22 protein-coding genes and 1 pseudogene are annotated in these 24,377 nt (G+C 62.6%); 10 read left to right on the top strand and 13 right to left on the bottom strand.

Annotation, left to right across the window (positions count from 1 at the left end; translation table 11 throughout):
* Window positions 1-244: 244 nt before the first annotated feature.
* The gene (locus IQ26_RS14035; protein WP_145718118.1) at window positions 245-1,240 is read right to left on the bottom strand and encodes a YihY/virulence factor BrkB family protein; all 996 of its coding nucleotides are present in this window, start codon (window positions 1,238-1,240) and stop codon (window positions 245-247) included.
* Between the two features lie 330 nt (window positions 1,241-1,570).
* Between IQ26_RS14035 and IQ26_RS14030 the strand changes: the two genes are divergently transcribed.
* Window positions 1,571-2,203, top strand: a complete 633-nt coding sequence (locus IQ26_RS14030) for an outer membrane protein (protein WP_145718116.1) — start codon at window positions 1,571-1,573, stop codon at window positions 2,201-2,203.
* A gap of 260 nt (window positions 2,204-2,463) precedes the next feature.
* Here the strand turns inward: IQ26_RS14030 and IQ26_RS14025 are convergent, their stop codons facing one another.
* From IQ26_RS14025 to IQ26_RS40360, 3 genes are read right to left on the bottom strand one after another with little or no spacing between them, the layout of a single operon-like run.
* Complete coding sequence (locus tag IQ26_RS14025) at window positions 2,464-2,817, bottom strand: TadE/TadG family type IV pilus assembly protein (RefSeq protein ID WP_240547112.1); 354 nt, start codon at window positions 2,815-2,817, stop codon at window positions 2,464-2,466.
* A 40-nt stretch (window positions 2,818-2,857) separates the two neighbouring features.
* Window positions 2,858-3,247 carry a TadE/TadG family type IV pilus assembly protein gene (locus IQ26_RS14020; protein ID WP_240547111.1) on the bottom strand — a complete coding sequence of 130 codons (390 nt, stop codon included), beginning with the start codon at window positions 3,245-3,247 and terminating at the stop codon, window positions 2,858-2,860.
* A 56-nt stretch (window positions 3,248-3,303) separates the two neighbouring features.
* Complete coding sequence (locus IQ26_RS40360; RefSeq protein ID WP_240547120.1) at window positions 3,304-3,912, bottom strand: hypothetical protein; 609 nt, start codon at window positions 3,910-3,912, stop codon at window positions 3,304-3,306.
* A gap of 82 nt (window positions 3,913-3,994) precedes the next feature.
* On the opposite strand from IQ26_RS40360, the gene IQ26_RS39715 reads away from it, so the two are divergent.
* Together IQ26_RS39715 and IQ26_RS39710 are read left to right on the top strand one after the other, a co-directional pair.
* A complete protein-coding gene (locus tag IQ26_RS39715) occupies window positions 3,995-4,177 on the top strand; it encodes a hypothetical protein (protein WP_167522685.1) in 183 nt (60 codons plus the stop codon).
* 6 nt (window positions 4,178-4,183) lie between these two features.
* Window positions 4,184-4,351 (top strand): hypothetical protein, encoded by a 168-nt coding sequence (locus IQ26_RS39710; protein WP_167522684.1) that lies wholly within the window; start codon window positions 4,184-4,186, stop codon window positions 4,349-4,351.
* Window positions 4,352-4,398: 47 nt separating this feature from the next.
* Here the strand turns inward: IQ26_RS39710 and IQ26_RS40355 are convergent.
* Window positions 4,399-4,539: pseudogene (locus tag IQ26_RS40355) on the bottom strand (hypothetical protein); the annotation flags it as partial.
* Between the two features lie 332 nt (window positions 4,540-4,871).
* On the opposite strand from IQ26_RS40355, the gene IQ26_RS14010 reads away from it, so the two are divergent.
* Entirely contained in the window at window positions 4,872-6,185 is a 1,314-nt protein-coding gene (locus tag IQ26_RS14010) for an NAD(P)H-dependent oxidoreductase (RefSeq protein ID WP_145718107.1), read from the top strand.
* A 4-nt stretch (window positions 6,186-6,189) separates the two neighbouring features.
* A complete protein-coding gene (locus IQ26_RS14005; protein ID WP_240547110.1) occupies window positions 6,190-6,348 on the top strand; it encodes a hypothetical protein in 159 nt (52 codons plus the stop codon).
* 164 nt (window positions 6,349-6,512) lie between these two features.
* Here IQ26_RS14005 and IQ26_RS14000 read toward each other — a convergent pair whose 3' ends face one another.
* From IQ26_RS14000 to IQ26_RS13975, 6 genes are all read right to left on the bottom strand, one after another.
* The gene (locus IQ26_RS14000; protein WP_145718105.1) at window positions 6,513-7,418 is read right to left on the bottom strand and encodes a transporter; all 906 of its coding nucleotides are present in this window, start codon (window positions 7,416-7,418) and stop codon (window positions 6,513-6,515) included.
* Between the two features lie 53 nt (window positions 7,419-7,471).
* On the bottom strand, window positions 7,472-8,539 hold the full coding sequence (locus tag IQ26_RS13995; protein WP_145718103.1) for a DUF1254 domain-containing protein: 1,068 nt from the start codon (window positions 8,537-8,539) through the stop codon (window positions 7,472-7,474).
* A 41-nt stretch (window positions 8,540-8,580) separates the two neighbouring features.
* Window positions 8,581-9,540, bottom strand: coding sequence for a subclass B3 metallo-beta-lactamase (gene bla, locus IQ26_RS13990; RefSeq protein ID WP_145718101.1), 960 nt, complete (start codon window positions 9,538-9,540; stop codon window positions 8,581-8,583).
* 613 nt (window positions 9,541-10,153) lie between these two features.
* Complete coding sequence (proC, locus tag IQ26_RS13985; RefSeq protein WP_145718099.1) at window positions 10,154-10,969, bottom strand: pyrroline-5-carboxylate reductase; 816 nt, start codon at window positions 10,967-10,969, stop codon at window positions 10,154-10,156.
* 153 nt (window positions 10,970-11,122) lie between these two features.
* Entirely contained in the window at window positions 11,123-12,442 is a 1,320-nt protein-coding gene (locus tag IQ26_RS13980) for an O-antigen ligase family protein (RefSeq protein WP_145718097.1), read from the bottom strand.
* A complete protein-coding gene (locus IQ26_RS13975) occupies window positions 12,411-13,409 on the bottom strand; it encodes a glycosyltransferase family 2 protein (RefSeq protein ID WP_145718094.1) in 999 nt (332 codons plus the stop codon). The genes IQ26_RS13980 and IQ26_RS13975 overlap by 32 nt, the downstream gene beginning before the upstream one ends.
* Window positions 13,410-13,584: 175 nt before the next feature.
* On the opposite strand from IQ26_RS13975, the gene IQ26_RS13970 reads away from it, so the two are divergent.
* Genes IQ26_RS13970 through IQ26_RS13960 form a run of 3 tightly spaced genes read left to right on the top strand, consistent with a single transcriptional unit; the run spans window position 13,585 to window position 16,492 of the window.
* A complete protein-coding gene (locus tag IQ26_RS13970) occupies window positions 13,585-14,757 on the top strand; it encodes a glycosyltransferase (RefSeq protein WP_145718092.1) in 1,173 nt (390 codons plus the stop codon).
* Window positions 14,754-15,572: a WecB/TagA/CpsF family glycosyltransferase gene (locus tag IQ26_RS13965; protein WP_145718091.1), complete on the top strand. Its 819-nt coding sequence runs from the start codon at window positions 14,754-14,756 to the stop codon at window positions 15,570-15,572. Before IQ26_RS13970 ends, IQ26_RS13965 begins: the two co-directional genes overlap by 4 nt.
* A complete protein-coding gene (locus tag IQ26_RS13960) occupies window positions 15,569-16,492 on the top strand; it encodes a DUF6492 family protein (protein WP_145718089.1) in 924 nt (307 codons plus the stop codon). Before IQ26_RS13965 ends, IQ26_RS13960 begins: the two co-directional genes overlap by 4 nt.
* Before the next feature lie 288 nt (window positions 16,493-16,780).
* On the opposite strand, the gene IQ26_RS13955 is transcribed toward IQ26_RS13960, so the two are convergent.
* A complete protein-coding gene (locus IQ26_RS13955; RefSeq protein WP_145718087.1) occupies window positions 16,781-18,526 on the bottom strand; it encodes an adenylate/guanylate cyclase domain-containing protein in 1,746 nt (581 codons plus the stop codon).
* Between the two features lie 571 nt (window positions 18,527-19,097).
* The gene (locus IQ26_RS13950; protein ID WP_145718085.1) at window positions 19,098-20,393 is read right to left on the bottom strand and encodes a lipopolysaccharide biosynthesis protein; all 1,296 of its coding nucleotides are present in this window, start codon (window positions 20,391-20,393) and stop codon (window positions 19,098-19,100) included.
* Window positions 20,394-20,589: 196 nt separating this feature from the next.
* On the opposite strand from IQ26_RS13950, the gene IQ26_RS13945 reads away from it, so the two are divergent.
* Entirely contained in the window at window positions 20,590-23,166 is a 2,577-nt protein-coding gene (locus tag IQ26_RS13945; protein WP_145718205.1) for a GumC family protein, read from the top strand.
* 257 nt (window positions 23,167-23,423) lie between these two features.
* Window positions 23,424-24,323, top strand: coding sequence for a bifunctional methylenetetrahydrofolate dehydrogenase/methenyltetrahydrofolate cyclohydrolase FolD (gene folD / locus IQ26_RS13940; protein WP_145718083.1), 900 nt, complete (start codon window positions 23,424-23,426; stop codon window positions 24,321-24,323).
* Window positions 24,324-24,377 lie beyond the last annotated feature (54 nt).

The following is a 24,377-nucleotide window of genomic DNA, read 5'->3' as shown; positions in this document are numbered from 1 at the left end:
GCGTGCGACGCCGGCGCGCAACATCATCTAGCATCTTTTGCAGGTGGAGCCTCCCTTGGAGTTCTGCAGCCGAGTTCAAATGACGTCCTCTGTTTCGCCTGCGAGCAACGTTTGGCTGGCTTCCGTTCCAATGCCCGCGCCTGATCGCGGGGCTCTCATGCTCTTTCCGCGTCGTGGAGGCGTCGAGCGCTGTGATCGGATGTCCCCATGGCCATGCCAGCCTCGGGGCGCCGCGCCGGACGCCTCAGCGCCGGCGCCAGAAATGGCTTAGAAACGCGGTGAGGAGACTGCTGAAGACAATCCAGCCGACGACTTCGCTTTCAGACCTTTCAATCCTGGCCGCCGCAGCCAGCTTCTGTTCGCGATCACTTGCTTTGATAGTCGCCGCCAGATCGGATCGGCTGCCGTGTCGAACCGAGTAGGCTCGTGTAAATTCGGCGCCCAACAGAAAGATCTCGGACGAATAATAGACCCACAGCAGCACGACGAGCAGTGCACCGGCTGCCCCGTATGCGGATGCGATAGCGCTGGCTCCGATATACCAGCCGATCAGCGACTTGCCGACCGTGAAGAGAAACGCCGTTACCACTGCGCCGACGCCAACGTCGCGCCATCGCAGCGCGCGGTCTGGCAGGACCTTGTAGATCGCCGCGAACAAAAGCGCGATCAGGGCAAACGAGACGATCCCGTTGATTGCGCTCAGGATCATGGTGCCGAAGGGTAGATAGGCGTTGATGATTTCGCCAAGCGCCGAAATTGCAGCGCTCGCGACCAGCGACACCAGGAGCAGGAAGCCAAGCGCCGCGACGAGCCCAAGGCTTGCGGCGCGGGCTCGCACGATCCGTGAAATCGACGTTCCACTCGGTTTGACTTTCCAGATCTCGTTCAGGGCAAGCTGCATTTCGCCGAACACGCCGGATGCGGTAACGAACAGCGTGACGAGACCCAAAATGGCAGCAAGGGTACCCGCGGTCCGGCTTGACGCGTTTTCGATTGTCGCCTGCAAAAGCTCGGCGCTTTGCGGACCCATCAGGCCCGCGAGCTGAGCCGAAAGGGCCAGTTGCGCCGCATCGTTTCCGAAGACCATGCCGGCGATAGCGACAACGATGAGCAGGATCGGCGCAAGCGAGGTTGTGGCGTAAAACGCCATTGCCGCCCCGTGGCTCAGGGCATTGTCATTGATGAAGCCGACAATGCTCTCCGCAAGGAGTGCCCAGCTCTCTTTCGCCACATTCCACATATTTGCCTCACCTGCTTCTCAGCAGGCAATTAGAGGCAGCGCGGCAACGGACCAGAGCTGCAGGTAGGAGTTCAGGTGATGGACCTGGTTTTTGGTGCAACCTCTCGCACCGAGTCTCTACCGATCGGGGTTTCAATAAGTTTGAGAGCCACGACCCTGTCATGTTGCCATTCCGGTGCGCGGCCGCTTGCCATGGCGCCGTTGGCGGCAGGTCGACGTGCCGCTGGTTTTCCCGCACTGTTGCAATTCCGCAACAGACTTTAAGGACTTGGCAGGATACGGTGAGGCTCATTTTGAGCCGAGCTCATTTTAAGCCTGAGGAGGGGTGCTATGTTTTCCATCAGACGGACTGCTCTCACCGCCACGGTCCTGCTTGCCTGGAGTGGATGCGCTCTCGCGGCGGACCCGGTGTATGAAGAGCCTGTGGTCGCTTCGGTCTATGACTGGAGCGGTGTCTATCTTGGCGTTCAGGGCGGCTACGGCTGGGCTGATGCGGATGTGACGATTTTCACCGCTCCACCAACTGTTGGATCGGCCGATCTGGACGGACCATTTGTTGGAGCGCTTGCCGGCTACAATTTCCAGTCCGGGAATTTCGTGTTCGGTATCGAGGGCGATGTAAACAAGAGCTGGATCGAGTTCGACGATGACGCAGACGCCGAGATCGACTGGTTCGGATCCGTGCGCGGACGCTTAGGCTACGCTTGGGATCGCACCTTGCTTTTCGGCACGGCGGGTATTGCTTTTGCGCATGGCGAAGTGCCTTCGATCGTGGTGGGGGAAGATGACGATCTGAGCTTCACCGGCTGGACCGCGGGCCTTGGCGTTGAACATGCTTTCACCGACAACTGGCTTGGACGGGCCGAGTATCGCTATTACGATTTCGGTACAGAGGACATCACGCGCGGCGAAGTCGACCTGACGATGCACACGGTCTCCGTAGGCGTCGCATACAAGTTCTGACGAAGCAGCCGGCAGACGAGCCGACCGCAGTGCGGCTGTCCTGTCCGGAAACATGTCTTTGCAGCCATTAAAAGCGCGTCGCGTTGAAGAGATCCAGGCGGCGCGCTTTAAGTTTGTTTATGCAGTCATTATCCCAAGACCACTACGCGCTTTTGGGCGACAGGCATTGGAACGACGATCCGTTTGCTCACGCCGCCGATCAGCCCGCGGCGACGCTGATCAATCGGCGCCCCTTTGCCTAAGGGCGCGATTGGACGCGCTCACGATGCGACCAACGGAACTGTGACAGTTGTCGCATAATGTATCGGATATTGGTCGAAGTACGGGAACTCGATCACGAAAGCGTATCTGGCCGTGAGATGCGCCATTTGAAAGCCGCCGCTTTTGGGGTCGATCACTATCGTCACGTTGACATTTTTCAATCCCATGGCGAGCAATTTTTGCGTAGCGATGGCCTGTATTTCGCTTTGGGTCAGCGAGTTCTTCATCTGCAGCGCACGCGAAGACGTTTCCAGCGTGTATCGAACACTCGACATGGCATTCAGAGCCCAGCCGAATGCGAAGATGCCGAACAGAAGCACCATCAGAAAAGGCGCGATCAGTGCGAACTCCAACGCAGCTCCGCCTGATCCATCACGCGTGAAGATTCTCCGTTTAGCGGACACGAATCACCTGCTGATGACTGATCTCGCGCGACAAGGAAAACACGCCGAAACTGTAGGGCGGGGACCAGGTCGCTGTCGCTTGTATTTCAACGAAGACCGAGGGAATTTTCAAACCGTTGCACAGGGTTGTTGGATCGGCCACGACGCTCCCACACATGTATGTGCGCCCCAAAGTCACCTGCGCGTCGCCGGGACGGTTTTCCCAGCTCGAAAGGGCAACGGCCTGGATGGCCGCGTCGTTGGCTGATCCTTGCATCACAAGGTTTGCCGCCGTCTTGACGCCTGCACGCATCGACAACGAGCTTGATACGAAAGACCAGCCGTTAATGATACCAAGAAGTGCCAGGCAAAGGATCGGCACGACCAGCGCAAACTCCACTGCGGCCGCGCCCGAATCGTTCCGAAAAGCCCGGACTGGTCGCCGTTCCACGAAGATTACTCGACAAGCCGAACGGACTGCGTTGCCGGAATCTCGCGCATCCCGAGGCTGGTGCAATCCTGGTTGATGCTTGTGTTGCCGGACCACTGCACGGTGCTGGCGACGACCTGCGTGCATCCACCTTTGCCCGAGAAATTGCCGAGGTAATCGACCGCCTGCGTTGGAAAATACAGAGCGCCGGTCAAAAGCGAATCCGCCGTGCCATTGAACGTGTTCGATCCCGCCAGGTTTGCTCTGTCGCCGTAAAACAGCACACCTGAATAGGTGCCTGACGTCGGTGCGCTAAGCTTGACGGTGGCCGTGCCGTTCATGGTGACGCCGGAGGTGCCGGCCAGATAGATGACAACGCCGTCGCCGGAAATATTTGCATTCGAGCTCGCTTTGAAATCGCCTCCCTGAATGACGTATACCCCGGGCGAGAGTGTTACATTGCCGCTCAGGCTGAGCCCTTTGCAGTATGTTCCAGGTTGCAACGTCGACTGATTGCCGTTTTGACAGGGGTTCGTGGCCGGTGGCGTCGGTAGGTCGGCGAAAGGATCGGCAGCGGGCAACGCCTGGGTTATCGGGCTGGTGCAGACGGTCTTCACAGGATTGGCCAATGACATCCCACCGGCCGATATCAGGCAGTCGGTATCAAGGCTTGCCGATCCCTGAAGCTTGATGGCGTCCGGAGCTATCGAATTCGACATGACGGAGCAGCCCGTCATTTTTGTGGTCGAGCTGCCGGAAAAGAGCGCCGCTTTCGAAGCGGAAGGATTGAGCGCCAGAACGCAGGCTTTTGAAGCGTCAGTGATAAGAGCCACCGCTCTTGCCTGTGCGCCAACCGCATTTTGCGTGAATATCGACGTGAAAAATCGATCGAGGTTCTGATGAACGATGACCTCGACCGCCTTTTTTGCAACGTTCGGTCCCGACGATGGAGGCGTGAAGACCTCGATCGTGCCTGTCGATGGTGCCCAGCCGTTCGTGGTCGCTGACAGCGTCGCGGCCGAGACGATCGCTGGCTTGTCGGATCCCGAAACTTTTTCCAAAGCGCCGGCATAGGCTGCCGCATCCGCTGCCGCCTGTAGCTTCAGGCTGCTGTAGTACCAATAGGAAGTCTCGACGCCGAGGCCCGCTCCGCCGACAACGATTGGCAAAGACAGGGCAAAAATAGTAGCAACGTTGCCGCTCTCGCCGGTTCGGCACAGGCGGCGGAAAAAACGTCTGAAGGTGCGGGCACGCCAATCCATTCCCCATTTAAGCAAGGATGCATAAAGGAATGACTAAGAATTTCCCTCCATTTGTTTAGCCGCGCTCCTCGCCGTCCGCCGGCGCTGAACCAGCTTCTTCCAGGCCAGACTCGCGCAGCGGCGTCACAGGTCTCGCTGGCGCTGGATAGAACGCGAACGTTGGCTCCAAAAAGATCCTCTGGCACTTTGGGCCGGAGCATGATCTTTGCGGGCGCCAACTAGGTTCTCGGGGTCACGCGCCAAGAAATTGGCGCCTGCGGCCGGTTTCGTTGGCAAAAGGTTACCTTTCCCTGCTATTCCCGCCCACACATCAAAATTCAGTGGACTTGCGCATGACCAATGTCGCCCTGACCGGGCTTGCCCGTGATCTCGCCAAGCGCGCCGCAGAAGGCCGCCCGGTGCGCATCGGCGTCATCGGCTCCGGCGAGATGGGCACGGACCTGGTGACGCAAGGCATGCTGATGCCGGGCATTTCGGTATGCGCCATCTCGACCCGACGCCCGCACACCGCGCGCGATGCCATCCGCATCGCCTACGGCGACGAGGCGATGGCGCGGGAAGCCGAGACCGACACGAAGGTCACCGAGGCGATCGAGAGCGGGAAAATCGCCATCACCTCGAACGAGATGCTGGTGACCAATCCGCTGATCGACGTGGTCATCGACGCCACCGGCAAGCCGGGCGTCGCCGCCGATTTCGACCTGATGGCGATGGAGCATGGCAAGCACCTGGTGATGATGAACGTCGAGGCCGACGTCACCATCGGCTGCTACCTGAAGCAGCAGGCCGACCGGCTCGGCGTCGTCTACTCGGTCGGCGCCGGCGACGAGCCGTCAAGCTGCATGGAGCTGATCGAGTTCGCCTCTGCGCTCGGCTACACCATCGTCTCGGCCGGCAAGGGCAAGAACAACCCGCTCAACCACGACGCCGTGCCCGACGACTATCGCGAGGAAGCGCATCGCCGCAACATGAACCCGCGCATGCTGGTCGAGTTCGTCGACGGCTCGAAAACCATGGTCGAGATGTGCGCCATCGCCAACGCCACCGGGCTGGTGCCGGACATTGCCGGCATGCACGGCCCCAGGGCCGACCGCGATGAACTGGCCAAGGTGCTCATCCCGCGCGCGGATGGCGGCATCCTGTCGAGGAAGGGCGTCGTCGACTACACGATCGGCAAGGGCGTGGCGCCCGGCGTCTTCGTCATCGTCGAGGCGACGCATCCGCGCATCATCGAGCGCATGGACGACCTCCATATCGGCCACGGTCCCTATTACAGCTTCTTCCGGCCGTATCATCTGACCTCGCTGGAAGTGCCGCTGACCGCCGCCCGCATCGCGCTCCATGGCAAGGCCGATATGGTGCCGCTGCCGAGGCCGGTCGCCGAGGTCTGCGCCGTGGCCAAGCGCGATCTCGCCGCCGGAGAGATTTTCGATGCGATCGGCGAGACCTGCTATCGCTCCTGGACCATGACCGTCGAAGAGGCTCGCGCCAGCCACGCCGTGCCGGTCGGCCTGCTCGAGGGCGGCAAGGTGCTGAGACCGGTCAGGAAGGGCGAGCTGCTGACGTCAGGCAGTGCCGCGCCCGACCCGACGACCAGGCTGTTCGCCTTGCGGCGGCTGCAGGACGAGATGCTGTACGGAGATTAGGGTAGTGATCGAGATGCGTGAATCCGAATTGAAGCAGGAAAGTGGACGCATTCCTCTGGCCGAACGGCTCGCAGCCATTGCCCACGCTCTCAAAGCCAAAGCGGGCAAGTACGGCCGGCCTGTGAACAAGGATGAGATCGACGACTTGTGGGGACATCCTTGATGCCGGCGAATGGAGCGACCACATCGAGGCAGCGCCCGCAAGGATAACGTCGGCGCTCATGGTGCTTGAAGCGGCGATGCGGCTCGGTCTGTTGAGACCACTGGATCGCTGCACTTCTAGGCCACTGTAACGGCATGGATCCTAGGGTCTCCGACATCGGCTGCTCAGAAGACGAAGTTTGAGACGACCCGGAAACTCCGGCCATCCAAGCCGTCGGTATTGTGATACACGAATTCTCCGTAGCTGAACTTGATCGAGAACGACGGCGTCACATTCACCCCAAGCGTCCCGCCCAGGGCGAAGGACTCCTGCGTGTCGCCATTCGATATGCCGTTCGTGGATGTCTCTCCACCGTACACGTAGAGTCCGTCCAGGGAGGCCCAGAACCGGCTGCCGAGATTGCGGGTGGCATGCCCCTCAAGTGTGAGAATGGGGTCCTGGCTGGTATCACCGCTGTCGCTGAAGAACGTGACCGACGGCACCAGCTCTAGCGTTGCCAGCTCCGGATCAAGCATCGACGTTCCGAAATAATAGCTCATCGGCAGGCCGATCTGTCCAACCCAGCGATCCGCGCCGAGATTGATTATCTTGTCGCCGCTGAATGCGCCCGTCGGCGCATACACCTTGCCCAGCAGCCCTATCGATAGTCCCGGGTCGTAGGCGGCCCACTCGGCCTTGGGCAGGGCCGGAGAGCCATACAGGCCCACAACTCCACCCACGATGAGATCGCCGATGCCGGAACTCTCACCTTCGAGATCGCCAACGGCAGTATGCAGCGTCCCAGAGACCTTACCGGCCGGAAGCACAACGAACAGGGCTCCCAGATTACCTGCTATGTTGAATGAACGCGTGTACTGAACGAGGCCGATATCGATATCAATGTCGGCTCCGCTCAGCGCGGTGCCGGGACCGAAGGACTGGTTGCCTTCCTGAAAGAGACCGATGACCGTGATCGCGTTGGTGCCCTCCGGCACAAGCTGGTAGCCGCGCGGCCCGTCGTCTATGGCCGCCGCATCATTGCACACCCAGAGCAGGGTCGCCGCTGACAGGATGCTGAGTTTTCCCCTCATCGCACTCTACCTCTCCACAGAGAGCTGGTTTCATCAATGCGGATTTGCGCGCATCACTCGGTAACCGGCTGAGCTTCCGGAAACTTCCAACTGCCGTCGAGGATTTCTTTGCGCGGACGGTAGAGGCGCGCCGTGTAATTCCAGCCCCCCATGATCGGAAGGCAATTCGCTGTGTCATCATGACAACCGCCGAACTGGACGGCAAAAGAGCCGTCGGGATTTGGCTTCGCCGTGAGATTGTTGATGGAATAGGCGTTGAGGTCGTTCTTCTCGAAGAAACCCTTGGCATTATAGAGGCTGATCGACCAGAAGCCGTCCACCGGCACGTCCTTGACGGTCAGTTTGTGCACTGTCTTGCCGTCGTTGCCCTTCGGATAGAAGCTGCTGTAGACAGCAGCGTAGTCGGGATTGCCGCCCCACCCGATGGCCGTGCCGATGAGATGTGCGACTGGATCGACCTCCTCTCGAGTGCCAAACATGGCGCCCTTGTCACCTTCGCGCAGAGGGGCGAGCGCATTCAGGGCATCGCGCACCTTGGCTTGCGATGCGGAATCCCAGTCCGGCGCCTCGAATTTTCCCACACTCGCTTGATCGACCTTGATTTGATCCTGAAGGGCGTTGGCAATCTTCAGGTCTGCCGGGTCTTCGGGATTGGCAAGCGTGCGGACAAGCAGAAAGACATAGCGAGTGCCCACCTTGTCCTTGGTGTAGGTGTGACTCCCCGGCGCATAGACGACTTCGAGGGTGTAGTGATCCTCGGAAATGACTTGCATCGACATGAAGCGCTTGCCAGGGTCCGGCAGCGCAATGGTCACCGGAGCCGCATCGAGATCGAACACGCCGGAGGAGTAAAGCGTGTCGCGGTTCATCCGGACCACGTCCTGCTCGTCGATCGCGGCCATGGTCCGGCTATGGTTCAGTTTGCCGAACTCTCGCGTCTTGAAGTAGAAGTCGGTCTCGGCGCGGATGAAGTTGCCGACGGTGACCGTCACTGGTTTGCCACCTGAAGTTTCCTGCGCAGTGGCCGGCGCGGGGCTCAATGCCTCCAGGGCGGCGAGCGCGATCGCTAAAATAACTGGCGCCGCCTGCCAGGGTGCTGAGGCAATACGGGCATTTTGCATCGAAATTCCTCCGCAATTCAAGGACTTGAACAAGAAAGGCTCTATTTTTTACCGGCTTTGGGAGCGCCCAATTCCACGTCGACCTCGTCTTCGAAGGCGCGTTTCTTGCCGGCGATGAATCGCCTGTACCCTTCCGGATCCATCCATGCGCTCACGCCTTCCGTCTGGGCCCGCTTTCGCTTGCCTTCGAAGTCGTAATATTCGTTGTGCTGCGCCAGCCAGATGTCGGGTTTGAGCAGCTCAAGGAAATGGTTTGTGCGGCGATAGTCGGTGTTGATGCCGGGATAGATAGGGTTCTTCGCCAACCGGTAGCCCGGGTTGAAACCGGCCCCGTCGGGGAACGCCACAACAAAGGGCTTTCCATCAATCACCATGTTCAGCACCCAGGTGGTCGCGCCCTTCGTGTGGCCGGGCGTGTGATAGGCGGTGAACAGGAGATCACCGAGCCTGACTGTGTCCCCGTCGGTCAGCACGCGGTCGACCTTGACGCCCTCATAGGAAAAATCGTCGGCATATTTGAAGTCGCCTCGGCCGCCGTTCTCGATCAGCGGGATATCGTCCTTCATGATCGTGACCTCGGCACCAGCCAGCTTCTTGAAATAGGCGAAGGCGCCGGCGTGGTCGACGTGGGCGTGGCCATTGATCATGATCTTGATGTCTTCGGGTTTGAAACCGAGTTTGCGAATAGAGTCGACGATCATCGGCCCTGACGGGGGCATGCCGGTATTCATCAGGATGTGCCCCTCCGAGGTGGTGAACAGGAAGGCGCCAAGTCCCTTGGTGCCGACGAAATAAATGGGTCCGGCAATCCTGACCGGCTCCTCGGGCTCGTCCCACTTGAGAAATTTGCGCGCCAGCTTCAGGAAGAGATTGTTGTCGTTGGCGAGTTCTTCCTTGGTCGGCACGTTCTTCGGCAATGTCTGGGCATTGGTCTGCGCTGTGGGCACAAGCAGACACGCCGCCGTAGTCAAAGCGCCAATCAGTCGGACGATGTTGTGCATGTTTGCCTCCCCTGATGTTTCCTGTATCCTAACGCCCCGCCAGGGTAACCTTTAACGTGGCGCAACTCGCTACGGCGGCCGTAGAATGATAGACGTCGTGCGGCGATGCTGACTATGCATTTTGCGCCAAGCCGAACTGAAATAAAGATGGGGCGGACTTCCGCCTGCTCTTCACCCCCAAAGTCGGTGCCGTAGCCCACTCGGAGCCGGAGCAATGAGCCAGGGAATCACCTACTTCGACGCCAATTGAGCGGCGTGGACCTTGAACTTGTGCCGCTGCGCACCGGTCCATTCTCAGGCAGAACCAGCGCCCTTGTCGGAAGCGATTTCGCCTTCACGAACGGAAAGTTTGTTTCGGACCACCGCTACCGCGGAACGTCACACAAGAGCCAGGTCCTGCTCGGAATTCACTTCGGAGACCGGGGCGCTGCCCACTTTGGATCGAATGTGGCCAAGCAGGGCGATTTGTCGGTGCTACAGCCGCGGCAGGAACATTGGGGCAGCATGGGCGGCATGTTCGAATATGCGGCGCTGTCGATTGATATCGACGAACTTGCGCGAACAGCAGAGCGACACCCCGCCCGGTCGATCGACCGCCGTTCGCAAGCCACCGCTATCTCCCCAGTTCGATCGACCTTAACCGCGCCGCTTCCACCGCTTCGGTCAGCAGATGCGTCAGCCGGTCCTCGCCCATCAGCACGGCAAGGGCGGCGGCCGTGGTGCCGTTGGGGCTGGTCACCTGCTGGCGCAGCACGCCCGGCTCCTCGCCGCTTTCGGCGGCAAGCGATGCAGCGCCATAGACCGTCTGCATGGCCAGCAGCCTGGCGGTTTTGGCTGGCAATCCTGCCTTCTCGGCAGCCACGGTCAGCGCCTCGATGAAGTGGAAGACGTAAGCCGGTCCCGAGCCGGACACCGCCGTCACCACATCCATCAGGCCTTCGTCGTCGATATCGGTCACTTCACCGCTCGCCGAAAGCAGGTCGGCGACGAAACGCCTGGTGTCGTCGGATACCAGCCGGTTGGAAAACACCACCATCATGCCCTTGCCGATGGCGGCCGGCGTGTTTGGCATGCAGCGCACGATCGGCGCGCGGTCGCCCAGAATGGCCTCGAAGGTGGCGACCGGTGTCCCGGCGGCAATGCTGAGGAAGGTGGTGCGGCCGTCACCGAGGCGCTTGTAGGCGGCCGTCACGTCGCGTATCACCTGCGGCTTGACGGCGATGACGACGAGGTCCGGCACGGCATCCGCCGGAATGTCGCCGGCGTCCGCGGCAGCACTGCAGCCCAGCGCTTCGGCGCGCTTGCGCAAATCGGCATTGGGCTCGACCACGAAAACCGCCGCCGGCGGAAGCTTGCCGGATTTCAGCCAGCCCGAGAGCATGGCGTAGCCCATATTGCCGCAGCCGGCGAGAACAAGCCTGATCGTCATCGAGAGCCTCCGCTAGCATCGGACCCAAAGCCTGCCCTCGGGCATGACCCAAAGGGGGGAGAGCCGGTTTGGGAAAATCCGATGCTCGAACAAAATGTCGGCTTCCCTTAGACGTTCGTGGCAGCGCGGGAAAGCCCCTGTTGGGACAGAGGATCAGGACAGAGGACGAACCGCTATCGGCCGCAGCGACACCTGCCTGAGACCGAACAGGCCGAAGACGAAGAACAGCCAGACCGGATCGGCGCGATGGAAGAAGAAGCTTTCGAGGAAGGCGTTCAGTGCCGCGAACAGCACCACCATCATGAAGAAGTCGGCGAGATAGATGTTCTCCTTGCGCAAGGGAATGCGCATGTAATCGCGCAGCGGTGCGATCAGGAAGGTGTAGACCGCCACGCACAGCGCCGGAATGCCCATCAGCACCGCGATGTCGAGATAGCCGTTATGGCCATGCACGATGGTCCTGATGTCCCAGGCCCGGTCGAAGGGCTGGTCCTGGTCGAGCAGCAGCGGCGTGCCCCAGAAGCTTTCATAGCCGTAGCCGGTCCACGGCCGCTTCGCCAGCATCTCGCCGGCGAACTCCCACAGCGTCGTGCGTCCGGTGTAGGTCAGGTCGGGGAAATAGATAGCCGTCAGATGCTGCACCGGCGGCAGGAAGACGATGCCCAGCGTGGCAATCGCCGTGGCGATGATCGCCAGCGCGAACAGGATCGGCGTGCCGAGCCGCATGCCGATCAGGCTCGGCAGCACGACGATCAGGATCGAAAACGGCACCAGCCCGGCCGTCGTCCTGGAACCGGTGTGCAGCATGAAGATCATCGCCGCGCAAAAGATCGATGCGCCCCATAACCGCTGTCCGCGCCGGTAGAGGTACAGGCCGGCGAAGCTGAAGCAGGCCATGATCGGGCCGGCGATGTTCTTGTGAGTGAACACGCCGCGCCACAGGCCGGCATGTTCCGGCTCCAGCGAATCGGTGGTGTGCAGCGCCTCGTGCGGAAAGACGATGAGCCCGATGAAGGAGAGGCTCATGACGACGACTGACGTAAAGATGATGACTTTCGAGAAAGCCTCTGCGTTGCGCGGCAGCGCCAGGATCGTCGCCATCGTCAAGATGCCGATCAACGTGAAGAAAGCGGCGCGCATTGCCGACGGCGGGTCGGTTGCCATCACCACCGACAGCATGAGGAAACCCAGCATCAGCAGCCAGGATGGGCCGAGCAGCGTGCGCACCACGCGCGGGTCGGCGAACGCCAGCAGCGAGAAGATCGAGATCGCGCCGAGCGAGCCGAAACCAAGCTGGTTGACGATGTCGCCGCCGTTGCCGGTCGTTTCGGCGCCGGCCGGCTGAAAAGGCCGGAACGACACCAGGATGACGGTGAACAGCAGCGCCGCGACCGCGGTCGCGACCCCTTCGCGTGTGAACGCAGCGCTGAGCGGTGCGCGCTCAGTTCTTCTCAGGCTGCCGGTATTGCTCATTGGCATATCCGAATTCGGCAAGCACGCGGCCGAGGGCGACATGGACGGGATACAAGGCCGCCGCCGCCGATCCCGTCCGCGTCAGCCTGACCGCGCCGCGAAACGGCGAGGCGGCAAGCAGCGCCAGGCTCTTCAGAAACACCTTGGTGCCGGCGAACGGCGTGCCGGCCCGTTTCTTCTTCTCGACCAGTGTCGAGATGACGCCATTGCGCAGGCTGCGGGCGCGGATCCAGTCGGCTTCGACGCGCCGGGCTGGGACGGTCTCATGCACTTGCGCCTCGGCGCACCAGCCGAGCACAAAACCTCTCTGCGCGGCACGGCTCAGGAAATCGGAATCGCCGCCGCCCATGAAGTTGAATTTCAGGTCGAGGAACGGCGGACCCATGGCGACCAGTACGTTGCGTCCGACCAGCAGATTGCCGGAGGAATAGAGCGCGGGCACTCGCCCGGTTTCCCGGTAGGGTGGGGCAAAGACCGGGTGCGCGGCCCATCTTGCATGGGCCGCGTCGGCAAACACAGGCATCTGCGGGCCGCCGACGATGTCGGCGCTGAGCGCGTCGGCCGCCTTGCACATGCGCTCGAGCCAGTGCGGATCGGCGATCTCGTCATCGTCGATGACCAGCAGGTGCCTGAAATCGGGAAAGTGCAGGATCGCCGTCTGCCAGCCGGCATTGTAAGCGCTACAATTGCCGCGCTCATGCGCGATGATGACCATGCCCGCAATGTCGCTGCGCTCGAACAGCGGCAGCGCCGCCTTGGCGCCGGCGCGCGCCTCGGCTTCGTTCTCGATGACGATGATCGCGAAGCGCCTGCCGGTTTGCTGGGCCTTGAGCGATGCCAGCGTCGCCAGCAGTTGCTCGGGCCGTTTGAAGGTCGGCAGCGTGACGACGGCCTCGACGGCCGCCGCGACAAGTCCCGGAGACCGCCCCGCGATCGATACCGAACCGTCCGATGGCAAAGGGATCATCCGTGTCCAGCCCGGGATGGTGAGTTTGGCTCTCGATAGCATCGCGATGATAACGTTTCGTTAATCACCTTTCGTGGACAAGCCCGCAAATCCGCAACTCCCGGCCGCCGGAAACCTTCACTTAATCAAGGCTTCACCGCGCGTCGCTAGCTGTATCCGCTTCAGGATAGGTGAGATGCATCTGCTGTTCGCCACATCGATCGTGCCCGACGGCGCTCTTGCCTCGGGCTATGAGATCGCCAATGCCGCGATCATCGCCGCCTTGCGGCGCGCCGGCGCGCGCGTCACCGTGATCGGCTTCACCTGGCCGGGCAAGCCTGCCAGCGATCCGCAAAACACTATCGTGCTTGGTGCCGTCGAGGTGCGCACCGAAAGCGCGTCATCGCTGCAAAAGCTCGGCTGGGTTGCAAAGGCGATGCTCTCCGGCCTCACTTTCGCGTCGGTCAAGCTGCGCGTGGTCTCCGATAGCGAGGTCCGCGCCGCCGTCGAACGCGCCGGGCCTTTCGACGGTTATGTCTTGAATTCGGTGCAGTTCGCCGGCGCTTTCGAAAGGCTCTTCGGCGACCGGCCGTCGATCTTCGTCGCCCACAATGTCGAGCACCGTTCGGCCAAGGAGAATGCCGCTGCCGCGGGCAGTCTTTTCCAGCGCCTGCTGTTTCGCCGTGAGGCCAGGCTGCTCAAGGCCATGGAAGAACGGCTCTGCCGCCGGGCACGCTTCGTCTTCACGCTGGCCGAGGAAGATCGCTCGGCGCTCGGCGTCGCCTCCGACGACCGTTCGGCGGTGCTGCCGCTGGTGACGTGCGCCGAGGCGCCCGTGCAAAACGAAACGCGCCGTATCGATTGCGACGCGGCTCTGATCGGCACCTGGACCTGGCAGCCGAACCGCATCGGCCTCGATTGGTTCCTGGAGAATGTAGTGCCGCATCTAAAGGCTGATTTCCGGGTCAGGATCGCCGGCGGCGTGCCGTCGGGCGTCAGTGCCGCGCATCCGGGCGTCGAATTCGTCGGCCGCGTGCCGGACGCGCAGGCTTTCGTGCGCAGTGCCGCCGTCATCCCGCTGATCAGCACCGCCGGCAGCGGCGTGCAGCTCAAGACCATCGAGACCTTCGAACTCGGCCTGCCTTCCGTCGCCACCAGCCATTCGCTGCGCGGCATCGACCATCGCCCAGTCAATTGCGTCGTGACCGATGATCCGGTCGCCTTCGCCGGCGCCCTGGAAGCAGCAGCAGCCGACATCAGGGACGTCGACGGCAGCGCTTTTCATCACCGGCAGGTGAAGGCGCTCGATGCCGCAATCAGGCATGGCCTGAAAAAGCTCGGGTCCCTCAGGCAGGAGGTGTTTGCGTGAACATGCACACCGCCCGCGCCGCGTTCGGGGTCGACAGTTTGAAATCGATCCTGGGCATCTCGGTCCTCGCCGTCCATTGGGACGATGCGGTTTCCCTGCTGACCCGGTTGATTGCGGAGCGGCGCTTCACCAAGGTCACCTTTCTCAACGCCCACAATGCCAATGTCGCCTATACGGACCCGGTCTTTGCCGAGGCGCTCGACGATTTTCTCATCCTCCCGGACGGCGTCGGCGTCGATCTGGCGGCGAAACTGCTTTATGGGGCATCGTTTCCGGACAATCTCAACGGCACCGATTTCATCCCCGCCTTCCTGCAGGCGTCCGCCAGGCCGCTGACGATCGGGCTGCTCGGCGCGACGCACGTCAACGCCGAGGCGGCGTTGACGCAATTTGCGGCGCTTGCGGCGCAGCACAGATTCGTGGTCATCCATGATGGCTATTTCTCCGCCGCCCAGGAACCGGCAATCGTCGAGCGCATCGCGAAATTGCGGCCGGACGTGCTGCTTGTCGCCATGGGCGTGCCGCGCCAGGAATTGTGGATCGCGCGCCACATCGATGCACGCCACTGCACGCTGCCGATCGCCGTCGGCGCGCTGCTTGATTTCCTGAGCGGCGCGGTACCGCGGGCGCCGCTGTGCATGCGCCGGCTCAGGCTCGAATGGCTGTTTCGGTTGTGGATCGAACCGGGCCGCCTCTGGCGCCGCTACGTCGTGGGCAATCCTTTGTTCCTGTGGCGCGTCATCGGTCAGAAACTGTCGCGCCGGCCGACGTCAGCCAGAGCGCGCCCCGGAGCAGGCCCCGGAGCAGGCCATTGAACAGCCGGTTCGTACCGCGCCCTGATGCCGAAGCCGATGTCCCTCGCCAGACGCCAACGGCGGCGGTGGTGACGGCAAGCTATGCGCCGGATTTCGAACGCTGCCGCCTGCTGTGCGAAACCCTCGACCGCTGCGTTTCCGGCGTGGCGCACCACTATCTGCTTGTCGAGCATCGCGACGTGGCGCTGTTTCGTAGATTGGAGAACGGCCGCCGCACCGTCGTCGACGAGCGGGATCTGTTGCCGCACTGGCTGCATGCCTTCGACGATCCGCTCAGCCTGTTCCGCCGGCGCATCTGGCTCAGCCTGAAGACCATGCCGCTGCGCGGCTGGCATGTGCAGCAGCTTCGCCGCATCGCGATATCGGCGCATGCCGGGGAAGACGTGCTGGTCTTCTGCGATTCCGACGTGGCCTTCCTCAAGCCATTCGACTGCAGCGCCTTCTGGCGCGACGGCAAGGTGCGGCTGTTCCGCCGCAACGGCGTGCTGTCCGGCGCCGGTCATGAGGAGCATCGTGTCTGGTCGCGCAATGCGGGCTCGGCGCTCGGCATCGAGCCATCCGTGGTTTCAACGCACGATTATATTTCGACGCTGATTGCCTGGCGCCGCGAAACCGTGACGGCCATGTGCGCCCGGATCGAGAAGATCCACGGCCGCAACTGGGTCGAGGTCGTCGGCGCGGCACGCAAATTCTCCGAATGCATGCTCTACGGCCGCTTTGTCGACGACGTGCTGGAGGGCGCCGGCCATTTCCACGGCTCGGAGGAGTTCTGCCGCGTCCACTGGACGGGCGAAGCGTTGTCGGATGACGAGTTCCGCCGCTTCGTCGCCGCCATGGCGCCGGAACAGGTGGCCATCGGCATGCAGTCCTTCATCGGCACGGACATCGGCCGCATCCGCCGCCTGATCGGGCTTGTTTAGTCCTGGGGCCAAACCCGATCGCTTTGAACGGCCGGATTCGATCCCCTTGCGGATGTTCAGTTGGGGCGTCGCATGACGACCCAACCGTCGGTAGGTCTCGTCAGGGTGGAAACCGGAAGTTCGACGCGAACCCAACAGAGAGCTCGCCAGCTGTTCACGGCTGCTCTACGCGCTCAGTCCTCGGACAAGCCGGCCAGAGAACTATCCTTCCAGAAGCGACGCGGGATCTAGGGGCGTCGCCTGGCCGGACATGGCGCGCAGGAGAGGGCATCTTTGCAACCGCGACGATCACTCCGGCACGCCGGCAATACCCAGCGCCTCGACGTAGCGCTCGGCGAACACCTTGTCCCGCCACGGGTTGATCTGCCTCTGCAGGCCGAGCGTGTAGGTCGGGAACGCCTCCATCAGCCGCAGCGCCGCCGCCTGCGCTTCGTCCGGCCGATTGAGTTTGACCAGCGCCATGATCACCACCCGGTGCGAGGAGCCGTAATTCGGCATCTCGCGCAGCGCTCGTTCTCCCCAAGCCAGCGCTTCCTCGTAGCGTTCGAGCATCAGGTAGCTCATCCCGATGCCGGAGAGCGCGATGCCCTTCTCGGGGTCGACCGGGCTCAGCCGCATTGCCCTGTGGAAGTGCTCGATCGCGACGAGGGAGCGGCCGGAATGGGCGTTCACCCAGCCGCTGCCCGTATGGCCCTGCGCCGAATTGGGGTTGAGGAGCAGGGACCGATCGATCGTGTCCAGCGCCGTCTCGTAATCCTTGGCGCTGTAGGCGATCACCTGCGCGGCGAAACGCAAGCTTGTCGGGTCGTCTCGCGCGTCCGCCAGTACCTCGCGGGCCATGCGCGCGGCGACGCGGATATCGTCGGGCTCGTGCCAGCACTGGCTCACGGATAGGCTGCGGATATAGGCGCCGAGTGCCTTCGCCAAGTTGAAGCCGGGATCGATGCTGAGCGCCTCGTTGGTGAGCCGGCGCACGTCGGCAAAGCCTTCGCGCGTCATGCTGTAGAAGCGCGGCAGCGCACGAAGGTAGAGGTCGTAGGCGCTGATGTAGTCGGTCGGCTTCATGCGCGCCTGCTTGATCTCCTCCAGCCGGATGCTCGGTTCGACAGCGCCGACGACGCTCTCGGTCACCTTGTCCTGCAGGTCGAAGATGTCGCTCACGTCGCCCTCGAAGCGGTCGGTCCAGACATGGTGCCCACTGATCGCGTCCACCAGCTGCCCGCTGATACGCACTCGCGATCCTGCTCTGCGGATGCTGCCTTCGAGCACGTAGCGGACGCCCAGCTCGCGCCCGACCTGGCGCAGGTCCACCGCTCGGCCCTTGTAGGTGAAGGACGAGTTGCGAGCGATCACGAAGAAGGAGTTCACCCGGCTCAATCCCGTGATAATGTCCTCCACCAGCCCGTCGGCGAAGTATTCCTGGTCGGGGTCGCCGCTCATGTTGGTGAAAGGCAGAACCGCGATCGAGGGTTTCGCGGGCAGGGGAGGCGGTGCAGCCACCGAGGCGCTGGCGTCGGTCTCGACGCGGTAGGCGCGCACAGGCCGCTCGATGTTCTTGAGGCGCAGGTCGCCGAGCGGCGTGAAGCCGCAGTCGAGCTTGCCCTGAAGGTGGTCGTAGGCGGTGCCCGAGACGACCACGGTGCCGGGATCGGCGATGCTTTCGAGGCGGGTGGCGATGTTGACCCCGTCGCCGTAGAGGTCGCCGTCCTCCTCGCAGACCACGTCGCCGAGATTGACGCCGATGCGGAAGCGAATCCGCTCTTCCTCGGGCGTCTCCGCCTCGTGTTCTGCCAGGGCCTGCTGGATCGCAATCGCCGAGGTCACCGCGTTAACGACGCTCGCGAACTCGCACAGCATGCCGTCGCCGGTGAGCTTGACGATCCGACCCTGGTGCTCGAGGACCAGAGGTTCGAGGAGGTTTTTGCGGTAGCTCTTCAGCCGCTCGAGCGTGCCGTGCTCGTCGCGCTCCGTCAGGCGCGAATAGCCGACCACGTCGCAAGCCAGGATCGCTGCGAGGTGGCGCTGCGTGGTCATTGCACCGCTCAGCCAACCGCCTGCACGCGGGCCGCCCCGCGTCCATGTCCTGCCAACTTCCAGACGCCCCACGTTCATGGTATTCATCTCTCCCAGTCGCCGCCCGTCGCCGATACAGAACGGAGAAGGCAGCTTGACCTTGCCTTCACGAGATTTCGCTATCCCGCTTGCGAGGCGTGGAGCGTTCCAGTCGCCGCGCTGACAGCCAACCGACGACACGCCCACGCAGCCTCTGGGGACGCTGACACGCCACTCCCAGAAGGCCGGAGATATTTCCTGCCCTGTGTAACCGGTTGACGCCACCGTGGCGGTGCTTTTGTCACCGCGATGTAACAGCGAGATGCCCTACGAACGCGCGCATCGGGCATCACACCAGACGTTCGCGCTTGGAGGTGCTGAGGTCGGCAAGTGGCGCAAACCAAGTCGTACCAACGGCCACGCCATACGGCAACATTCCACAGGCACGGCGTTCCAATTAGGGTTCAGGTGGCGGAAGGATATTGCATGTCGAAAGGGCAACTTTCCACCCGCATCTCGGCCATTGGCGGCACCCACCCGATCGAGTTTGCCCCTAGATCGCCTTCGCCGGTTTGCGCATTGCCGAATAGGTGAGCAGCGCCGAGGCGAGATAGAGCAGCAGGAAGACGATGTTGAGCGACAGCACCAGATCGGGTATGTCCAGGATCGTGGTCAGGGCATAGGTCAGCAGAACCGCCTTCAGACCGGCGAGCAAGGCGAGGTTGATCGCCCGCACCAGCGTCTGGCCGCGCGCGAACAGGAGCTCGGCCTGGTATTCGACCAGATTGCGCAGGCCCGGCACGCAGATCGCCAGCGCCACCAGAGGAGCGGCCTCCGCAACATTCCTGCCCAGCGCGTTGGGGAAGAAATGCAGCACGATGGCGAGTGCCGCCAGCGCCAGCGTCGAGACCAGGAACACGCCGCCTTCGATGCCGCTCTTGACCGAAAGGCGTGACAGAAGTTCCGGCGCGCGCATTATGCGCTGCACCAGCATCATCGAGAAGGTGCGGATCGGGATCGCGGTCAGGTCGACCAGCCGCATGATGATGGCATAGATGCCGGCGAGATGCGGCCCGCCGATCGCCAGCACCAAGAGCTTGTCGAATTCCATCTGCAGGTAGAACAGCACCTCCGCGCCGGCCACGTAGATGGAATCGGCGAGCCGCCTGAGATAAAGCTCCAGCCGCAGCCGCAGCCTCTGGCGTGGATAGAAAAATCCGAAGGCGATGACCAGCGAAGCGACATTGGCGCCGATATAGTACCAGGACCAGACACCTATGGTCGGCTGCGCGGCGAACATGAACAGCACGGCGCCGAGCGCCCGCAAGGCCGTCGCCATGATCGTCAGCAGGGCGGCGCGGCCGAATTTGCCGAGACCGTTGTTGACGATCAGCGCCACCTCGACCGGCCGCCACAACAGCGCCTCGGCAAACACGATCGCCACGAAGACCGGCAGCGGCACGGTGCCGGCAAAAAAGACCAGGTAGACGCCGTAGGAGGCTGCAGCCAGCAGCGGCAGCGATATCACGGCGAGCAGCAGGAAGCCGGCCGTGAAGGTGCCGATCAGATTGGGGCGGATGGTGGCGGTTCGGTAAAGCGCTGAGATGAAGCCGAAGGCGAGGATGCGTGACAGCATCACGCCGGCCGCCGATGCTGTGGCGAACATGCCGAACTCGGCGATGGACAGCGTGTTGGCCAACGCGATGAAATAGGCGAGCGAAAACACCAGCCGCCCGCCCGTGCCGCTGATCGCCGATAGATAGTCGCGAACCAGCCCCCGTCGCTCGGCCACGAAAGCGCCGATCCGGGAGAGGGGCCGCCTTTGCGGGATGTTGCCAGCCTGAGTCATGTGTCGGGGACAGGATAGGCAGGAAAGTTTAACGCGTGGTTCTGAAGGCTTCAGTTGCGTTCGGGAGCATGCAACCGAAGAGAGAAACCGCGCCCTCAGGGCTCGGACATTAACCTTTTGTTTCCTATGCTTGTTTAGCGTGGCTTAACGAATGGCTGACCGCGCGTCCAAGCCGCCAAGGGCAAGCTCCACGACAATGATCGGCAGGGAAAACCGTGAAGATTGGAAGCGCGAGCGGTCCTTGCTGGCGCTCGGCCAGGCGATACGTGGCGAAGAAGAAGCTGAACCATCGCTCGTTTCGATCGGGGATCAGGCGGATCCGTCATTGCGCGAGGATGCCGCCACGCGCCATCGTCTCGCGCGCTTGCGCCGCGAGGCGCGAGCGCATCCGGAACGCTCGGCAACCCCGGAACCCACGGTAGCCCCGGAATTCCCGGCAAGCGACGAGACAAGCCAGTCTCAGGCGGATCATGCATCCGCTTCGGCCGCCCGTGTGCCGCTCGCGGCGGACGAGGCCGTTGAAGCGGGCTATGCTGACGCCAGCCCGCGGGAGGAGCCGGTTACCGCCGGTTTTTCCGAGGACCGCCGTTCCGATGCCGATCCTCGACATGCCGCGTTCGATTCTCGATACGCCGCGTTCGACCCTCGATATGCCGCATTCGAACCTCGATATGCCGCATTCGAACCTCGATACGCCGGTGACGTGCAACGGTCTCCCCGCGAGGATGACGACGGACAAGAATGGAAGCCGTTGATCGATCCTATGCAGGTCGTCCGCGGCGTTGCCCGCTCGAAACTGCTCATTGTCGCCATGACGATACTGGGCACCGCGCTTGGCGTTGCGATCGCGCTGTCGACGCCGAAGAAATACGAAGCCACCGCGGAACTGATCGTCGACCCGCGCGACCTGAAGCTCACCGACCGCGATCTCACCCAATCGGTGGTCGCGTCCGACGCCACGCTGGCCATCGTCGAAAACCAGGTTCGGGTGCTGACCTCTGGCACCGTTCTCAACAAGGTCGTGGACAAGCTCAATCTCGTCAACGATCCGGAGTTCAACGGGCAAGGTACCAGTGGCCTTGGCGTCATGACGCTCATCCGGTCGGTCCTGTCGCGCAATGACGGGCCGGGTGCCGATGAGGGCCGCCGCCGTGCGCTGGCCGTCGGCAATCTGGCCGAGAGCCTTTCGGTCGAGCGCGGCGGCAAGACCTTCGTCATCTCCGTCAGCGCCACCACGCAAAATGGCGAGAAGTCGGCTCTCATCGCCAATACGATGACGGACGTTTTCCTGCAGACCTTCGGTCAGATCCAGTCCGACACCGCCGGCCGCGCGACCAACGAACTGACGGCCAGGCTCGACGAGCTGCGCAAGGGCGTGGAAGCTGCCGAGCGCAAGGTCGAGGATTTCAGGGCCGCGCATGACCTGGTCGACGCGCAAGGCCATCTGATCAGCGACGACGAGATGCTCAAGCTCAACCAACAGCTTGCCATCGCCCGCGCCCGCACGCTGGAGTTTAACGCCCGCGCGGCGTCGGCGCGCTCGATCGACGTGAATTCGGTTCTGAGCGGCACCTTGCCGGAAGAGATCAACTCCAACACCATGAGCGACTTGCAATCGCAATATGCGACGCTCAAGCAGGAGGCCGACCGCGCCGCGATCCGGTTCGGGCCGCGCCATCCCGAGCTCCAGGCGCTCAATGCCCAGCTTGCCGGCTCGCGCGAGCGCATCGCCGCGGAACTGCGCCGCATCGCCTCGTCGCTGCAGGTCGACCTGAAGCGCGCCGTCCAGCTCGAACAGGATCTGGCCTCCCGCCTGGCGCAATTGAAGGTCCGCAGCGGCGACGTCAACAGCGATTTGGTCACCTTGCGCGAACTGGAGCGCGACGCCACCGCCAAGCGCTCCGTCTATGAGCAATATCTTCTGCGCGCCAAGGAGACCGGCGAGCAGAAGGACATCAACACCGCCAACATCAATGTCATCTCCAAGGCCTTTGCCCCGCTCGAGCCTAACGGACCGTCGCGCGCCGTGATAACGCTCGCCGGCCTGCTGGCTGGCCTGGCTTCCGGTGTCGGCCTCGGCGCCATGCGCGGCGCCTATGAGAGCCTCCGTGAGACCGCCAATTCGCGCTCGCGCCGCGGGACACACGAGCGCCGGACACCCATTGAAGACAAGGCATACCAGGCGTCGTCGCCGCCCGTTTCGCCGATCGAGGCCACCAGGCGTTCAGGTCCGCTCAGTGCGCTGCTGTCGGCGGTGGGCAGGATCATGCCGCGCAAGGCGCCCCGGGAAGACTCTGCCAACATGCGTTCCACAAGATCACTGGCCAGTGGCTCACCGGCAACCGCCGAAAGCGCGAAGCGGGATCCGGCCACCTATCCCGAGCCGTCGCCTCCTTTCGTTCGGCGTCGGCCAGCGCCTGCCGGCTACAGGCAGTCGCAAGTCCAGCAGGGCGCTCATGGTCCGCAGCAGGCGATGTATCCGGCCCCGCACATGCGGGCATACCCCTATGCGCAACCGCCGGTGGGCTATCCCCGGCAGATGCCGCCGCCGCCTGCCGGTTATCCCTATCCGCCGGCCATGGCCCCCGATGCCGGACAAGTGCCTTATCCGCAGCAGCAACCGGTCTATCCTCAGGCCCCGTCGGCCGAGGCAGACCAGGCTTCGAAAGCCGCTGAACAAAGAACCTCCTTAGAGGAAATCCGGGCCAGCCTGCGCGAATTCCGCGAAGCGGTTCGCGAACTCACCGAAAGCCGATCGCGCCGTTATTTCTGAGCGTCGGATAGAGTAGCCGAATAGAATAAAAGCCATCGGTTTCGAGTTAACGGCATGAGACGGCGCTCTGACGGGATTGCCCGGTCGAATTTTCGTGAAAATGCCGCGCTTGATGTCACCCAAAAGCCTCCCCTCGGGTCTGACCTAGGGTACGCAGCGGTTGGGACGACGACATGTCTAGGATAAAGGTTCAATGCGCGCCGCATCAGTCCCTTCAGACGCGACGCTCTTTGGACTAACGGTGTTGAGGGTGGTTCATGGCCGAAGTGATTGACGGAAAAAACGTCGCCGAAGACGTGGTGCGGCGGGTCAAGGCCTTGACGGCCGAACTGTTGGAAAAGGGCGCGCTGAAGCCTGGTCTTGCGGTGGTCATCGTCGGCGAGGATCCGGCGAGCCAGGTCTATGTCGCTTCCAAATCCCGCACCGCCAAGGAATGCGGCTTTCATTCGGTCCAGCACACGCTGCCGGCCGAAACCTCCGAACAGGAACTGCTTGATATCATCGGCGAACTCAACGCCGATCCGGCCATCAACGGCATCTTGGTGCAGCTTCCGTTGCCTGGCCATGTCGATGCGGGCAAGATCATCCAGGCAATAGCGCCGCAAAAGGACGTCGACGGCTTCCACTTCATCAATGTCGGCAAGCTCGGCACCGGCGAACTGGAGACGGCCTTCGTGCCCTGTACGCCGGCCGGCTCGATGCTGCTGATCGAGCGCGTGCGCGGCAAGGACCTTTCCGGCCTCAATGCGGTGGTCGTCGGCCGCTCTAACATTGTCGGCAAGCCGATGGCCAATCTTCTGCTTGCCGCCAACTGCACCGTCACCATCGCGCATAGCCGCACGAAGGACTTGGCCGCGCTGGCGCGCACCGCCGACATTCTCGTTGCCGCTGTCGGGAGACCTGAAATGGTCAGGGGTGACTGGATCAAATCAGGCGCCACCGTCATCGACGTCGGCATCAACCGCATCGCTGCGCCCGAAAGAGGCGAAGGCAAGACCCGCCTCGTCGGCGACGTCGCCTATGCCGAGGCGGCGAAGACGGCCGGCGCCATCACGCCGGTGCCTGGCGGCGTCGGGCCGATGACCATTGCCATGCTGATGGCCAACACGCTAGCTTCCGCCTATCTCGCGGCCGGATTGAAACGGCCATCCTTCTGAACCTGGAAAGCCGCAGCTTTGCCGAACCTCACTGTTCCCCCAGAGCGGCCGGTC

This window comes from Mesorhizobium tianshanense (assembly GCF_007830515.1).
Taxonomy (GTDB): Bacteria; Pseudomonadota; Alphaproteobacteria; order Rhizobiales; family Rhizobiaceae; genus Mesorhizobium; species Mesorhizobium tianshanense.
This window is presented reverse-complemented; position numbering and strand designations above follow the sequence as displayed.

What these genes read in the sequence shown, in the direction of transcription:
- IQ26_RS14035 (WP_145718118.1), bottom strand. Translation starts at nt 1,240, where the DNA reads ATGTGGAATGTGGCGAAAGAGAGCTGGGCACTCCTTGCGGAGAGCATT.
- IQ26_RS14030 (WP_145718116.1), top strand. Translation starts at nt 1,571, where the DNA reads ATGTTTTCCATCAGACGGACTGCTCTCACCGCCACGGTCCTGCTTGCC.
- IQ26_RS40360 (WP_240547120.1), bottom strand. Translation starts at nt 3,912, where the DNA reads ATGTCATTGGCCAATCCTGTGAAGACCGTCTGCACCAGCCCGATAACC.
- IQ26_RS39715 (WP_167522685.1), top strand. Translation starts at nt 3,995, where the DNA reads ATGACGGAGCAGCCCGTCATTTTTGTGGTCGAGCTGCCGGAAAAGAGC.
- IQ26_RS39710 (WP_167522684.1), top strand. Translation starts at nt 4,184, where the DNA reads ATGACCTCGACCGCCTTTTTTGCAACGTTCGGTCCCGACGATGGAGGC.
- IQ26_RS14010 (WP_145718107.1), top strand. Translation starts at nt 4,872, where the DNA reads ATGACCAATGTCGCCCTGACCGGGCTTGCCCGTGATCTCGCCAAGCGC.
- IQ26_RS14000 (WP_145718105.1), bottom strand. Translation starts at nt 7,418, where the DNA reads ATGAGGGGAAAACTCAGCATCCTGTCAGCGGCGACCCTGCTCTGGGTG.
- IQ26_RS13995 (WP_145718103.1), bottom strand. Translation starts at nt 8,539, where the DNA reads ATGCAAAATGCCCGTATTGCCTCAGCACCCTGGCAGGCGGCGCCAGTT.
- bla (WP_145718101.1), bottom strand. Translation starts at nt 9,540, where the DNA reads ATGCACAACATCGTCCGACTGATTGGCGCTTTGACTACGGCGGCGTGT.
- proC (WP_145718099.1), bottom strand. Translation starts at nt 10,969, where the DNA reads ATGACGATCAGGCTTGTTCTCGCCGGCTGCGGCAATATGGGCTACGCC.
- IQ26_RS13980 (WP_145718097.1), bottom strand. Translation starts at nt 12,442, where the DNA reads ATGAGCAATACCGGCAGCCTGAGAAGAACTGAGCGCGCACCGCTCAGC.
- IQ26_RS13975 (WP_145718094.1), bottom strand. Translation starts at nt 13,409, where the DNA reads ATGATCCCTTTGCCATCGGACGGTTCGGTATCGATCGCGGGGCGGTCT.
- IQ26_RS13970 (WP_145718092.1), top strand. Translation starts at nt 13,585, where the DNA reads ATGCATCTGCTGTTCGCCACATCGATCGTGCCCGACGGCGCTCTTGCC.
- IQ26_RS13955 (WP_145718087.1), bottom strand. Translation starts at nt 18,526, where the DNA reads ATGACCACGCAGCGCCACCTCGCAGCGATCCTGGCTTGCGACGTGGTC.
- IQ26_RS13950 (WP_145718085.1), bottom strand. Translation starts at nt 20,393, where the DNA reads ATGACTCAGGCTGGCAACATCCCGCAAAGGCGGCCCCTCTCCCGGATC.
- IQ26_RS13945 (WP_145718205.1), top strand. Translation starts at nt 20,590, where the DNA reads ATGATCGGCAGGGAAAACCGTGAAGATTGGAAGCGCGAGCGGTCCTTG.
- folD (WP_145718083.1), top strand. Translation starts at nt 23,424, where the DNA reads ATGGCCGAAGTGATTGACGGAAAAAACGTCGCCGAAGACGTGGTGCGG.